The sequence below is a fragment of the Caballeronia arvi genome (genome assembly GCF_001544695.2).
Taxonomy (GTDB): domain Bacteria; phylum Pseudomonadota; class Gammaproteobacteria; order Burkholderiales; family Burkholderiaceae; genus Caballeronia; species Caballeronia arvi.
Genome location: NZ_FCOM02000018.1, coordinates 57,344 through 71,596, shown reverse-complemented (window position 1 = coordinate 71,596; position 14,253 = coordinate 57,344). Strand labels below are relative to the sequence as shown.

Genomic DNA, 14,253 nt, shown 5'->3' with positions numbered 1-14,253 from the left:
TGGCGCGCTTGGAACGGCGTTTGCTCAAGCCGTTTGCGCATCGGTCGCACTCCGCGACCGGCAGACGACTCGCTCCCGGCACGCATGAACGACTCACACGCCATCCCCGCGCGATCGCGCACGCTGCCCGATCACGATCTCGAAACCGCGCTGCGCAAGGTCTTCGGCTTTGGGCATTTACGCCCCGGACAGGAGGACGTGATTCGCAGCGTGCTCGACGGCCACGACACGCTCGCCGTGATGCCCACGGGCGCGGGCAAGTCGCTGTGCTATCAGTTGCCCGCGCTGCAGTTCGACGGCATGACGATCATCGTGTCGCCGCTCATCTCGCTGATGCGCGATCAGGCGACGAAGCTGATCGAAGCAGGCGTCGCGACCGCCGTGCTCAACAGCGCGCTATCGGCGGGCGAGGAGCGCGACGCCATGCAGGCGATCGCGCGTCATGAAATCCGCATGCTCTTCGTCACGCCCGAACGGCTCGTCGATGCCAGCTTCAACGCCGAGCTCACCGCGAAGGACATGCCGCCCATCGCGCTCGCGGTCATCGACGAGGCGCACTGCATTTCGCAATGGGGTCATGATTTCCGGCCCGCGTACGTCGAGCTGATTCACGCAATCAAGACGCTCGGACGCCCGCCCGTGCTCGCACTCACCGCGACGGCGACGCCCGCCGTCATCGTCGATATCGTGCGTGAGCTGCAAATGCGGCATCCGCACGTCATTCACACGGGCGTGTATCGCGACAATCTGCATTTCACGGTCGAGCAGTCGACCAATCCCGACGACAAGCGCAAGCGCGCGATCGAGCTAGCGACGAACGAAGCAGGCAGCGGCATCGTGTATTGCGCGACCGTCGCGGAATGTGAAGCGCTGCATGCCGCGCTCGTCGATGCGGGCGTCGAGGCGGAGCGCTATCACGGCAAGTTGTCGTCGGGTGCGCGGTCGGAATCGCAGGATGCGTTCATGGCGGATCGCGCGCGCGTGATGGTCGCGACCAATGCGTTCGGCATGGGCATCGACAAGCCCGATATCCGCTTCGTGATTCATGCGCAAATGCCGGGCAGTCTCGATGCGTACTATCAGGAAGCAGGCCGCGCCGGACGCGATGGCGAGCCTGCGCGCTGCACGCTGCTCTTCGAAATGAAGGACAGGCAGGTGCAGCAGTTTTTCATGAGCGGGCGCTATCCGAGCGCGGAAACGATCATGCGCGTCGCGGAGAAAGTGCGTGAGCTGGCGTTGCAGGACAGCGGCCGCACGCTGGAGAAGCCGCTTGCGCGTCTGCGTGAAGCGTTGCCGAACGTGGGCGCGAACAAGCTGCGTGTGGCGGCCACGCTGCTCAACGATATCGGCATGACACGGCGCACGCGGCGCGGCGGCATGAAGCTCGTTGTCGACGATGCGACGTTCGCGAAGCTCGATGATGCATCGCAACTCTATGCTGAACGTTCGGAACGCGACCGCGCGGTGCTCGAACGCATGATCGCGTATGCGCAGAGCGCGCAATGCCGCTGGCGCATGCTGCTCGATTACTTCGCCGACGACATGAACGATGCGCGCGCATCGGCGCCGTTGAAGGCGAGCGATGTCGATTACCGCGCGCCCGACGACGAACTCGGCGGCGGTGCATGCGGCGTATGTGACAACTGCGTGCATCCGCCCGAGGTGATCGAAAGTCCGCGTGAATTGCGCGAGAAGGCGAAGGCATCGCCCGAACGCAACGCGCCCGAGTTCGCGCAGGGCGATCGCGTGCGCGTGCGTCGCTATGGCGAAGGCGTCGTCGAAATGGTCAGCGGCGAGCGCGTCGCCGTGCGTTTCGCCGACGACGACACGCGCACGTTCATCGCCCGCTATGTGAAGCGTGCCGCTCGCTGATCTGCGCAATCGCGATGCGCGCGGCCTTGCGCACTTCGGGATCGCCGTCGCCGAGCGCGGCTTCGAGCACGGCGAGCGCATCGGCATTGCCGAGTTCGCCGAGCGCGAGCGCGGCTTCCTTGCGCACGTTGCTGACCGGAAACGTCAATAACTCCGCTACGGCGTGCGTGCTCGCCGCATCGCGCAGACGCCCGAGCGCGCGCGCCGCCTGCAGCGTGACTTGCCAGTAGTCGTCGGCGAGCGCGCTTTCGAGCGCATCGCGCGACGCCGCGAGACGCAGCTTGCCCAGCGTCGCCGCGGCTTCCTCGCGCACGCGCCATTCGTCATCGGATAGCGCGTGGATCAAAGGGCCGAGCACGCTGTCGTCGGTGGCGAATCCGAGTGCACCGACGGCGGCGTGACGCACGTCGGCGGAATCATCGTCGCGTGCGAGTTGCGTCAGTTGCGGCAACGCGTTCGCATGACGCAGCCAGCCCAGCACGCCGACGGCCTCGCGCCTCACCTCGGGCGATGCATCCGACAAAGCCGCGAGCGCAGGCCCGGCCGCATTCGTCAGGCGCAGCTCGCGCAACGCACGCAACAGCGCGGCGCGTGCGAACGTATCGGCATCGGCGAGATGCGGCAACAGGCGTTCGCCTGCCGCGGGATCTTTCAGCGCAGTGAGGCTATTGGCGGCGGCATCGCGTGTCGGCGTATCGGTGTCGGCGAGCGCGGCGCACAGCGCATCGACGACTTCGATCGTGTCCCATGCGCTCAGGCGTTGCGCCGCGGTCAGGCGCACATCGGCATCGGTGTCGTGGCGCAACACGTCGGCGAGCAAAGGCAGCCATGCTTCGTCTTCGAGATCGGCGGCTTCGATCACGGCGAGTCGGCGCACGGCGGCGTCCTTGTCTGCCAAACGCGCTGCAAGACGCGCGGCGAGGGCGTCGTCGGTGATGTCATCGAAACGAGGATGGGTGTGCGTCATGAATAGACCGAACGTGTGATGTCGATGCGCGCAGGCGCGTCGCTCGACGTAACCGATGCGCCCGCTTGCGGGTGACGAAGCAACGCGAGACAGCGCCGCTTCAACGCGACGAATGCGGGCTCCGTGACGAGGTCGCGCTCGCGCGGACGCGCGAACGGCACGCGCAGTTCTTCGAGCACGGTGCCGGGGCTCTGGCTCATCACGAGAATGCGGTCCGCGAGAAACAGCGCCTCGTCGATGTCATGCGTGACGAACACGACAGTCGGGCGATGCTCGCTCCATACATCGAGCAGCAACGCCTGCATCATTGCGCGCGTTTGCGCATCGAGTGCGCCGAAAGGCTCGTCCATCAACAGCACGCGCGGCTCGTTGAGCATCGCGCGCGCGATCTCCGCGCGCTGCTGCATGCCGCCCGATAGCTGCTCGGGATAACGGTCCGCGAACGCGCCGAGCCCGACGCGATCGAGCAGGGCCTGTGCGCGGCGATGCCGCTCGCGCTTGCTCACGCCGCGCATCTTGAGGCCGAACGCGACGTTGTCGAGCGTCTTGCGCCACGGCAGCAGCGTGTGCTGCTGAAAAACCATGCCGCGCTCGGGATGCGGTGCGCCGATCGGCTTGCCGTCGAGCATCGCGCGTCCCGCGTTCGCAGCGACGTGGCCTGCCAGCGCCGCGAGCAAGGTCGACTTGCCGCAGCCCGACGGACCGAGCACGCACACGAACTCGCCCGGTTCGATGACCGCGTTCACATCGCGCACGGCGGTGAATGCGTGCGCGCCTTCGCCCAGTGCGATGCCGAGCGCTTCGAGATCGATGCGGCCCGCGCTCATCGGCTTCTCCCGGCGGCGAGCCACGGCGTGAGGCGCTTTCCGGCGATGCGCACGAGCGCGCTGCTGCCCATGCCGAGCAGGCCGATCAGCAACATGCCGACGACCACATCGGGATAACGCTGCACCGTGTACGACTGCCACGTGTAATAGCCGATGCCGAATTGCCCCGAGATCATCTCGGCGGTGACGAGACAGAACCACGACGTGCCCATGCCGATCGCGAGACCGGTGACGATCGCGGGCGCGGCGCCCGGCAGGATCACTTCGCGCAGGATCACGCGATGGCTCGCGCCCAGGCTGCGCGCCGACGACACGAGCCGCGGCTCGACGCCTTCGACGCCGTGTATCGTGCCGAGCAGGATCGGAAAGAACGCGCCGGTGAAGGTGATGAAGATCATCGACATTTCCGAGGATGGGAACATCAGGATCGCGAGCGGAATCCACGCGACGGCGGGAATCGGCCGCAACACTTCGAGCGGCGTGAGCAGCGCGAGACGCGACCATTGCGAACGTCCGATCGCGAGGCCGAGCAACACGCCGCTCACGGCCGCGCCCACATAACCCGCCGCGATGCGCCGCACGCTGCTCGCGAGATCGGAGATCAGCTTCGGCGAATGCGCAAGATCGACGATGGCCGCGAGTGTATCGGCTGGCGTCGGCACGTTCTCGAAGGTGACGATGCCGAGGTTCCAGCGATACGTCGTCGCGAGATGCCAGAGCAGAAGGCACAGCGCGAGCGACGCCCACTGCACGCCGGCGCGCGCGCCGCGCGAGCGAAGCAGCGATGGAGTGGAATAAGCGAGCGTCGCCATGTTCGCCTCAGCGGTTCGCGAGCGCGGTGGGCTGGCGCACGGCGGCGAAATCGAGCACCTGTCCGCCATGCGCGTTCGCCCAGGCTTGCGCGCGATCCTTCAGCAGAAACGCGTTCAACTGGCCGTCGCCGGTCTTCGCGAACCACGCCTGATTGCCGAGCAGCTTGATGCCGCTCTCGCGATCCTGCGCATAGAACGCGCGCACCTGCCGGCCATCGCGTTCGAGCGTGACGAGCTCGCGCACCGCTTCTTCCGGCGACGCATAGCTGCGCACTTTCGGCTCGCCGCGCACCCAGATCTGCGCAACGCGATCGGTCTTCGCGATCGGCTTGCCGGTCAGCGCGTCGTTCGCGACGAGCGGCGTCGGCGCATAGTTGCGCAATGCCGCTTCGTAGTCGAGATGTTCGGCCTTGAAGGCTGCGCGCAGATACGTGTCGTCGATGAAGCTGTTCGCATTCAGATCGCCGTCCGCGCGCTTGAGCAGCTTGAGCGTGTCGAACGAGGTCTGCACAGCCTTGCGATACTCGGGCGTCCACGTGAGATCGCGCGTCTGAAGACCGAGCGGGCCATGAAACAGATAATCGACTTCAGGCTCGATGCCCGTGACCTTCGCGATCAGCTCGCTGTATTCCTCGGGCTCCGCCGTGAGCAGGCGATTCGCTTCGATCGCCGCGCGCAGATAAGCGACGACGATCTCCGGATACTTCTGCGCATAGTCCTTCTCGACGAGCGTGCCGTGCAGCGTCGCCGCACCCGCCTGCGAGCCGTCGTAGATCTTGCGCGCGAAGCCGCGATACGGAAACAGCTCGGCGAAGGGCACGAAGTCCGCATGCGCGTCGATCTTGTGCGTCTGCAACGCGGGCCCGGCCACTTCCGGCGCCTGCGTGACGATGTTCACGTTGCGCTCCGGGTCCCAGCCTTGCGCCGCGACGGCGCGCAGCAGCATGCCGTGCGAGGTCGACGCGAACGGCACCGAAATGGTCTTGCCCTTGAGATCGGCGATGGACTGCGCGGGCGAGTCCGTCGGCACGACGATGCCGTTGCCGCTGCCCCGCACGCTGCCCGACAACACGCTGATGAAGATGCTGCACTTGCCCGCCTTCTGGTTCGCGACGCCGTTCAACACGCCGGGGAAGTCCGCCATCGAGCCGAAGTCGAGCTTGCCCGCGACCATTTCATTCGTGATCGGCGCGCCGCTCGTGAAGTTCTTCCACTGGATGTCGTATTGCGCGTCCTTGTATTTGCCATCGTGCGGCAGGTACTTTTCGAGCAGATGCAGCTCGCGGATCAGCGCGCCGCCCGCCGCGGTGTTGATCGTCGTGTCCTGCGTGCCGATGGCGATGCGGATCGTGTCCGCCTCCGCGGCGCCTGCGAAGAGCGCGGCCGCGAGCGCGATAAAGAGCGTTCGTTTCATGGGCGAATCCTTGTCTCGTCATCGAAGAAGATAGGGAATGTCGACATGCACGGCATTGGTCGGACAGTCGCGCTCGCAGGGCATGCAGTACCAGCATTCGTCGAACTTCATGAAGGCCTTGCCGGTATCGGGATCGATCGCGAGCAGGTCCATCGGACAGACGTCGATACAGACGGTACAGCCCTTGTCGGCGATGCACTTGTCTTCGTCGATCATCACGGGCAGGCTCGAGCGCAGGCGCGCTTCACGGGGCACGAGGGCCATGTTTTCTTCTCCTAGGCAGCGACCGGCTGCGATGCGCGAGCCACGCGCAGACGCGAATACGCGCCGCGCTCGGACTCGTCGATGGGAACCACGTAGGGTTCCACGGCTTTCTTGAACGAGGTCATGCGTCCCGCATCATCCTTCTTCAGATGCGTGTGACAGAACCATTCGTCGTCGTTGCGCTCGGGATGATCGACGCGATGGTGATACAGCCCCCAGCGGCTCTCCGTGCGATACAGCGACGCGCGCGCGGCCATCTCGGCGCAATCGAGAATCGCGGCGACTTCGGCGGCACGCATCAGCTCGTGCGGATCGGCGGCGCCCAGATGTTCGACATCCTCGCGAATCTCGGCGAAGCGTTGCAGGCCGATCTCCATGCGGCGCGTGACCTTCGGCGGCTGCAGATACTCGTTCACGAAGCGGCGCAGCTTGTATTCGACCTGCGCGGGCGGCAGGCCATGCGCGCGTGACAGCGGCGCGAAAACGCGGGCGCGTTCGCGTTCGACCTGCGATACATCGAGCGCGGGCAACGCGCGGCCTGCGACATGCGCGGCGGCATCTTCACCGGCGAACCAGCCATACGTGAACGCGCCGAGCATGTAGTTGTGCGGCACGGCGGCCATGTCGCCTGCTGCGTAGAGGCCTTGCACGGAGGTGCGCGCGTACTCGTCGACCCATACGCCCGATGCGCTGTGGCCGCTGCACAAGCCGATCTCCGAGATATGCATCTCGATCATGCGCGTGCGATAGTCGTTGCCGCGCCGCGCGTGAAAGCGTCCGCGGCTCGGGCGCTCGTTGGTGTGCAGGATGGTCTCGATGGTCTGTATCGTTTCCTCCGCGAGATGATCGAGCTTGAGAAACACCGGGCCGTTGCCGCTCTGGAGTTCCTGATAGAACTCCCACATCATCTGACCGCTCCAGTAATCGCATTCGATGAAGCGCTCGCCCCGGCCGTTGGCCGTATAGCCGCCGAGCGGTCCCGTCACGTAGGCGCATGCGGGGCCGTTGTAGTCCTTGATGAGCGGATTGATCTGGAAGCACTCGAGATTCGCGAGCTCCGCGCCCGCGTGATACGCCATCGCGTAGCCGTCGCCGGCGTTGGTCGGGTTCTCGTAGGTGCCCATCAGATAGCCCGATGCCGGCAAGCCCAGACGTCCGGCCGCGCCGCAGCAGAGAATCACGGCTTTCGCGCGGATCACGTAGAAGTCGGCAGTGCGGCAATCGAAGCCCATCACGCCGGCTATTTCACCGTTCGGCGCATTGAGCAGACGCGTCGCGACGACGCGATTCGTGATCTCCACGCGCGCACGCTTCAACTGGCGATAGAGCACCTTCTTCACATCGTGGCCTTCGGGCATCGGCAGGACATAGGCGCCCATGTGATGCACCTTGCGCACCGCATAGTCGCCCGTGTGATCCTTCTCGAACTTCACGCCCCAGCGGTCGAGCTCTTCGATGGTCTTGAAGCTGTGCCGCGCATACGCATAGACGGTGGCCTGATTGACGATGCCGTCGTTCGCCACGGTGATTTCCTTCGTGTACTGCTCGGGCGTCGCATGGCCGGGGATGATGGCGTTGTTCAGGCCGTCCATCCCCATCGAGATCGCGCCGCTGCGCTTCACGTGCGCCTTGTCGATGAGCAGCACGCGCAGCTTCGGGTCGCGCAGTTTCGCCTTGATGGCAGCCATCGGGCCGGCCGTGCCGCCGCCAACGACGACGATGTCGTATTCGAGTTCGTGGGTCTGCATGATCTGGAATCGCTACTTGTTATGACAAGTCAGGACCAGATTCTAGAAGCGTGCGAACCGCGTTGGAATCAATTGTTTTTGCTTTGCTTGTGCCTGCTTCGAATAACGCGCTCGCGATCGATGCGCAGCCGGTACTGGAACGTATCGCCGCGGAAATACAGATATTCGAAGTCGATGGGCTTGCCCGCGGCATCATGCGTGAGGCGCTCGATGCGCAAGAGCGGTGCGCCTTTCTTCACATCGAGCGCGGCGGCGATCTCCGAGGCGGCCGCGATGGCGTCGATGGCGAGATCCGCATGGCCGAGCGGTACCGCGCAGTCGTTTTCGAGCATCAGGAAGATATCGCGCGTGGCGAGATCCGCGCGCTTCAGACGCCGGCCGATCGCTTCGGGCAGAAAGGTCACTTCATAGGAAACGGGCGAGCGATTGAGCAGCCGCACGCGATGAATCTCGGCGACGCTCGAGCCTTCTTCAACGTCGAGCCGTGCGGCGACGTCGGCGGGCGCGGGCACGAAGCGCAGTTGCACGACGCGATTCACGATCTCGTGCCCGCTTTCCGCCATCGCTTCGGCGAACCCCTGCAACGACGTCACGTTCTGAAACGCCTTAGGCTGCGACACGAACGAGCCCTTGCCGTGAACCTTGAAGATCAGCCCTTCCTTTTGCAGATCGCCGAGCGCCTGGCGGATCGTGATGCGGCTGACGTCGAACATCGTCTGAAGCTCGCTTTCGGACGGCATGCGGCTCATCGGCGGATAGCGGCCATCGAGAATGCCGGTGCGCAGCACGTCCTTGATTTGCGTGTAGAGCGGAACGTGCGAGTCGAGCGAGACGGTCGGGCGGCGGGTCGGCATGGAGCGATTATAGCGATGCGCTTCGCCTCCCATCGCCATAAACAAATGACGAAATATTGGTTAGCCGCGATCGCGCGCTCATCGAGAATGGAGTCTGACCAGTTCGAGTCGCAGCGAGGATCGAAGATGAGTGAGCGCAGCGTGGGGAACGTGACGTCGTCGTTGTCGGCGTCTTTGTCGGTGACGCTCGTGACCGTGCCCGGACTGTACGGAAGCGAGGACGCGCATTGGCAGAGCTGGCTGGAACGCGAGCTGCCCGGCGCGCGGCGCGTCGAACAGCGAGCCTGGGACACGCCCAATCTGGCGATCTGGAGCGATGCTGTGCGCGATGTGATCGCGGGCATCGACGGTCCCGTCGTGATCGCGGCGCATAGCTTCGGATGTCTCGCGACCGCGCATGCGCTCTCGCACGCGGGCGCCTTTCACGCGCAGGCCGCGCAAGTGAAGGGCGTGCTGTTCGTCGCGCCCGCGAGTCCGGCGAAGTTCCGTTTCGCGGGCGCGTTCAGCGCGCGCAGGCTCGATACGCTTTCGCTCGTCGTCGGCAGCGAGACCGATCCGTGGATGCCGCTCGACGAAGCGCGCACGCTCGCGCAGCGCTGGAACAGCGCGTTCGTGAATCTCGGCAAGGCGGGGCATATCAACACGGCTGCGGGTTTCGGACCCTGGCCGCTCGCGAAGCATTTCGTCGAAACGCTCGCGCGCCGTGCGTCGCCTGAATACGAAGAGGAGGCGCAACGCGCTTACGGCTGATTGCACTGGTTCATAAAAAGCATGTATGGCCGCCCTCGGGCGGCCTTTGTCTGTTGTGCGGTTCCAAAACCCTGTCCCTGTCACGGAGAAAAAATGGCGGTCCATAACAAGCTGGTTATCGCGGTTGCGCTCAGCATCGCATCGGCATCGGCGAGCATTGCACATGCGGACGCGACACTGCTCAACGTGTCCTACGACGTGACGCGCGAGCTCTACAAGGACATCGACGCGGCTTTCGTCGCGGACTACAAGAAGAAAACGGGCGAGACGGTAGCGGTGCGGCAGTCGCATGGCGCATCGAGCGCGCAGGCGTTGTCGGTCACGCAAGGGCTTCAGGCCGATGTCGTGACGATGAACCAGCCCAACGACATCGACCTGCTCGCCGAACGCGGTCAGCTCGTGCCCGCGAACTGGCGCAGCCGTCTGCCCGATGCCAGCGCGCCCTACACGACGACGATGGTCTTTCTCGTCCACAAGGGCAATCCGAAGCAGATCAAGGACTGGAACGATCTTGCGCGATCCGGCGTGCAGGTCGTGATCGCGAATCCGAAGACCTCGGGCAACGGGCGCTATACGTATCTCGCCGCGTGGGGCTACAAGAAGCAGCAGGGCGCGAGCGATGCGCAGGCGCAGGACTTCGAGAAAGCGATCTTCAAAAACGTGCCCGTGCTCGATACGGGCGGCCGAGGCGCGACGACGACCTTCACACAGCGCGGCATCGGCGACGTGCTCGTTACGTTCGAGAACGAAGTCGGATTGATGAGCGCGGGCCCGGGCGCGAAGGATTTCGAGGCGGTCTATCCGTCGGTGAGCCTGCTCGCGGAGCCGCCGGTGTCGATCGTCGACAAGGTGGTGGACAAGCGCGGCACGCGCAAGGAAGCGCAGGCATATCTCGACTTTCTGTACACGCCCGCCGCGCAGGAGATCATCGCGCAGCATCATCTGCGTCCGCGCAACACGAATGTGCTCGCGAAGCATGCAGGCGAATTCAAGGCGCTGAAGACCTTCACCGTGGAGCAGATGTTCGGTAGCTGGCAACAGGCGCAAAAAACGCATTTCGCCGATGGCGGCACGTTCGATCAGGTCGTCGCGGACAAGAACTGACGTTCTTCATCAACCGAGCGCGATCCTGCGGCGCTGCGCCACGAAGCCGGACTTGCGGCACACGACTTCGAGCATCGCGCCGGCGGCGGGGCGCGGCAGCTTCAGCACGCCGTCGCCCATCGCGCGCGCGGCTTCGGCGGGCCTGCCGTCCACATACAGTTCGAGCTCGTCGAGACCGGCCGTCGTGATCGTGAGCCCGGACTTGCCGAGCGCCACATGCAGGCTCGAATACGGCGCGCCGGAAAGCAACTGCGCGCACCAGTCGATGAGATCGGCGTTGCCGTCGAGCACATCGCGGCGGGTCATCGCATAGGGAATGCCGGCGATGCCCAGGTCTTCGATCGGCACGCCGGCGGCGTCACCGGAACGCACCGCGCGGCGAAACGCCATCGTGAAGCTGACGCCATCGGGCAGGCGCGGCAGCGCGAAGTCGGTGCCGTCGAGCGCGTCGGCGAGATCGTGGCTCGTCCATACGTTCGCGCCGCCCGCGCCGGTCGCCTGGCCCACGCAGACGAGCGCGCCGATTTCGTTGTCGACGAAGCCCGCGCAGAAGAGATCGCCGGAGGAATACGTGTTGGCGTCGGCGACGCAGACGACCGGGCCACCGTAACGTTGACCGACATCGTCGCACCACGACGGATCGGTGATCGGCAGCGCCTGCGAATACGCCTCGCCGGTCGAGATCGCCGATTCGAGCGACGCGATCCACGGCTCCAGCTCCATGCGGTTGAACGCGCTCTTCGCCATCGCGCGCGTGAGCGGCGTCGCGACGAGGCTGAAGCGCGTCGGCGCAACCTTGTTCGGCGTGAACAATTGCAGGAGACGCTCCGCCGCCCAGATGAGGCCGCCGGGATTGCCGCGCACATCGACGATGAGGCCCGTGTCGGGCAACTGCTCCACGAGGCGGATGACTTCGGCGACGAAGGCTTCGTGATCGCCGACATCGAACGTCCAGATGCGCAGGTAGCCGACTTCGCCGAGCGCCTTCGTCGCATACGTTCTCGCGGACAGCGCGTCGGGAAAGCGCGTCTTGATCCAGCCCGCGTCGCGCGCCATTTCCGCGCGCTGATTTTCGGCGCGCCATTCCTTGCCCGAGAACATCAGCTTCTTTGCGCGCCGCACCTGTTCTCCAGCTGGGCTCACCGCGACGCGCAGCGCCGTGTGTGCGCCGGGACGCACGCCCGTTGCGGGCCGGCCCGGCCAGACGATGCGCCACGGAATGCGCACTTCGCGCCGCGCCTTTCCGGGGCCGTCGCGAAAGCCGATCTCGACCCACAGTTCATCGGGCGGCGCGCCGTATTGCAGGGAACGGAACGTCAGCGATTCCAGCGCGCGGGCAAGTCGCGCGTCGGGACGGCCGCCGGTTTCGCGGTCGGCGTGGATCGCGACCGCGCGCTCGAACGGCATGCCGTTCCACGTGTCGAGCAGCACGCCGGGCCGGAACGCGGCGTCCGCGATGAGCTTGCCGTGCGCCACCTTCGTGACGAGAAACGAGGGCGCGTCCGTCGAACCGTATTGCTCGACCAGAAACGGCAATTGCGCGACTGCGCCGGCGAGCGATGTTGGCCCGGCATAGAGCGTGTGCGCGTCGCGCAGATCGACGATGATGCCGGTCACGATCATATGAAACTCCGCCTCGCTCATGTCGGCGGCGTGCGTGCGCAGCAGTTCGAGCGCTTGCACCGGATCGTTGGCATAGCCCGCGCGCTTCTGATGCAGATGACAGTACGCGCCGGCGATGGCGGTGAGAAGCGCATCGACGACGACTTCGCGCTCGGCGGCATCGAGCTGATCGCGGGATGCGGCCGGCAGCTTTGCGTGCGGCGATTTGAGAAGCCCCGCGCGTTCGGCGAGCAGCACGCCCGTCTGCGATTTCAATAACGATGGTGTCCTGGTCGCCATGATGATTCGCTCGCGATATCACGCGTAGAACTTGCCGAGCCCGTCGAGCAGGCCGCCATGAAAGCCGCGCCCGGCGATCGACGCGAAGAACGCTACGTCATGTTCGAGCGGCTGGATCGGCGGCACGACGATCTCGCCGAGATTCTTCGGCAGACCGCCTATCGGCACCTTGCCGAGCGGCATGTCGAGCGCGAGCCGCAAGCGCGGCGCGGCGCCCGCCATGCGGGCTTCGGCGGATGCGTTCGCGGCGGCGTCGAGCGCTTTCTTCGGATCGTCGCGGACCTGTTTCAGACGCGCGAGCACCTGCGCGAAGCTCGACGGCGCGGAAGGGTCGTCGAGCTGCGTCATCGACAAAACGCGCTTCGTTCCCGCTATCGTCAGATTCGATGGAAACGCGGCCTTCGCCGCCTTCATCGGCTTCGCGTCTCCATAGAGCGCCCGCCCGCCGATGACCACGAGCCGCACGTCTTTTTCCGTCGCGGCGAGCACGGCCGCGAACGGATCGGCGGCGGCGCGGGCCGAGAGGATCACGACATCGCCGAGCGCATCCGGCTCAAGGCGTCCGGCCTGCACGTTCCACGGTCCGGCGAGCGCGTCACCGGGGTTGCAGGTGATCATGCGTACGAGATCGAACGGTGTGAGTTTCCAGCCTTGGCGCTTGCTGACCAGCGCGGCGACCTTGATCTCGCCGAGCACGTTGCGCGTGCCCGACGGTCCCCAGTCCGATCCGACGCATACGCGGATTTTTCGCGCGAGCGCGGCGGGCACATCGGTCGTGCTGCCATAGAGCCAGAGATTCGAGAAGGGCGACCAGACGATGGTGCCGGGATCGGTCCACGCGGCGTAATCGCCGGGATCGAGCGCGTTGGTGTGAATCGCGACGAAGCCTTTTTGCAGACAGCCGCATTTGCGCGCGCTCTGATACTCGCCGGCGACGATGGAGTTCAACTGGCCTTCGGCGCAGTGATAGATGAAGCCCGCGCCTGCTTTCATTTGCGAGGCGCGCGTCGCGAGCACGTCGGGCTTGAGCGTCAGGGTCGAAGCCAGCACGCGCGTCGATGCAATGTCGCCGCCGAACGTTTCATCTTCGACGTTGCGCACCATCCAGCCGTCGAGCGGCCGGTTTTTCGGCGGCGAGCCCTGAATGCTCGTCGTGCCGCCGATGAGCGCCCGCACTTCGGCATAGGCGAGCAGCGCTTCGGGCGCGGCCTCGATGAACGCGTAAGCGGGCCACGTGATGTCGGCGGCATACGTGCTCGCGGACGGCCACGAATCGTGATGAAGAAACGGCGTGGTCCGGTCCGGCTCGGTCCAGAGCGGCAGCGTGGCGTAGGCGAGATGACTATGCAGATCGATGAAGCCGGGCAGCACGAGGTCGTGTCCCGCGTCGACTCTGGCCGCCTTGTCGAAGCCGCTGCGCGGACCGGCTGCGTTGCCGCGCGTGACCCGCTCGATGTGTCCGTCGTCGCCGATCCACACCTTGCCCTGGAACGTGCTCTTCTCAGCGTTCCGCGCAAGCGGCACGATGCGGCCGGAGATCACGAGACTCACGCTGCCTCCCTGATGGACGTTCGGTTCGTCGCCGTTTGGGTCTGATCATAGTGGGAGATCCTGCATTTCCCAAGGCCGATCGGAAGATGCGCGCGATGTCCGGGCCAAGAAACAAAGCCGTGTATATTCGAAATTCGGCGCATCCCGCGAAGAAGCGCGCATGGCAGCCGCGCTACGCTGCGTCCTTA

Annotated in this window: 12 protein-coding genes; 3 read left to right on the top strand and 9 right to left on the bottom strand. The window is 65.3% G+C overall.

The genetic code is table 11. The annotated features are described in order from the left end of the window. The first annotated feature begins 84 nt into the window (after positions 1–84). A complete protein-coding gene (locus AWB74_RS20780; RefSeq protein WP_061148615.1) occupies positions 85–1,872 on the top strand; it encodes a RecQ family ATP-dependent DNA helicase in 1,788 nt (595 codons plus the stop codon). Here the strand turns inward: AWB74_RS20780 and AWB74_RS20775 are convergent. From AWB74_RS20775 to AWB74_RS20745, 7 genes are all read right to left on the bottom strand, one after another. Further along, positions 1,838–2,839, bottom strand: a complete 1,002-nt coding sequence (locus AWB74_RS20775; protein ID WP_061148614.1) for a HEAT repeat domain-containing protein — start codon at positions 2,837–2,839, stop codon at positions 1,838–1,840. The two genes, AWB74_RS20780 and AWB74_RS20775, sit on opposite strands and share 35 nt — an antisense overlap. After that, positions 2,836–3,666, bottom strand: a complete 831-nt coding sequence (locus AWB74_RS20770) for an ABC transporter ATP-binding protein (RefSeq protein ID WP_061148680.1) — start codon at positions 3,664–3,666, stop codon at positions 2,836–2,838. The genes AWB74_RS20775 and AWB74_RS20770 overlap by 4 nt, the downstream gene beginning before the upstream one ends. Further along, the gene (locus tag AWB74_RS20765) at positions 3,663–4,478 is read right to left on the bottom strand and encodes an ABC transporter permease (protein WP_061148613.1); all 816 of its coding nucleotides are present in this window, start codon (positions 4,476–4,478) and stop codon (positions 3,663–3,665) included. The genes AWB74_RS20770 and AWB74_RS20765 overlap by 4 nt, the downstream gene beginning before the upstream one ends. A gap of 7 nt (positions 4,479–4,485) precedes the next feature. Next, positions 4,486–5,892, bottom strand: a complete 1,407-nt coding sequence (locus AWB74_RS20760; RefSeq protein WP_061148612.1) for an ABC transporter substrate-binding protein — start codon at positions 5,890–5,892, stop codon at positions 4,486–4,488. An 18-nt stretch (positions 5,893–5,910) separates the two neighbouring features. Further along, positions 5,911–6,156: a 4Fe-4S dicluster domain-containing protein gene (locus AWB74_RS20755; RefSeq protein ID WP_061148611.1), complete on the bottom strand. Its 246-nt coding sequence runs from the start codon at positions 6,154–6,156 to the stop codon at positions 5,911–5,913. Between the two features lie 11 nt (positions 6,157–6,167). Then, positions 6,168–7,904 carry a fumarate reductase/succinate dehydrogenase flavoprotein subunit gene (locus tag AWB74_RS20750; protein WP_061148610.1) on the bottom strand — a complete coding sequence of 579 codons (1,737 nt, stop codon included), beginning with the start codon at positions 7,902–7,904 and terminating at the stop codon, positions 6,168–6,170. Positions 7,905–7,972: 68 nt separating this feature from the next. Further along, positions 7,973–8,758, bottom strand: coding sequence for a GntR family transcriptional regulator (locus AWB74_RS20745; protein ID WP_061148679.1), 786 nt, complete (start codon positions 8,756–8,758; stop codon positions 7,973–7,975). 126 nt (positions 8,759–8,884) lie between these two features. On the opposite strand from AWB74_RS20745, the gene AWB74_RS20740 reads away from it, so the two are divergent. After that, complete coding sequence (locus tag AWB74_RS20740; protein WP_061148678.1) at positions 8,885–9,508, top strand: RBBP9/YdeN family alpha/beta hydrolase; 624 nt, start codon at positions 8,885–8,887, stop codon at positions 9,506–9,508. A 93-nt stretch (positions 9,509–9,601) separates the two neighbouring features. Next, positions 9,602–10,612, top strand: coding sequence for a sulfate ABC transporter substrate-binding protein (locus tag AWB74_RS20735; protein WP_061148609.1), 1,011 nt, complete (start codon positions 9,602–9,604; stop codon positions 10,610–10,612). A 9-nt stretch (positions 10,613–10,621) separates the two neighbouring features. Here the strand turns inward: AWB74_RS20735 and AWB74_RS20730 are convergent, their stop codons facing one another. After that, positions 10,622–12,514: a S41 family peptidase gene (locus tag AWB74_RS20730; RefSeq protein ID WP_061148608.1), complete on the bottom strand. Its 1,893-nt coding sequence runs from the start codon at positions 12,512–12,514 to the stop codon at positions 10,622–10,624. Positions 12,515–12,532: 18 nt separating this feature from the next. Beyond that, entirely contained in the window at positions 12,533–14,065 is a 1,533-nt protein-coding gene (locus AWB74_RS20725) for an amidohydrolase family protein (protein WP_235024638.1), read from the bottom strand. Between the last annotated feature and the right edge of the window lie 188 nt (positions 14,066–14,253).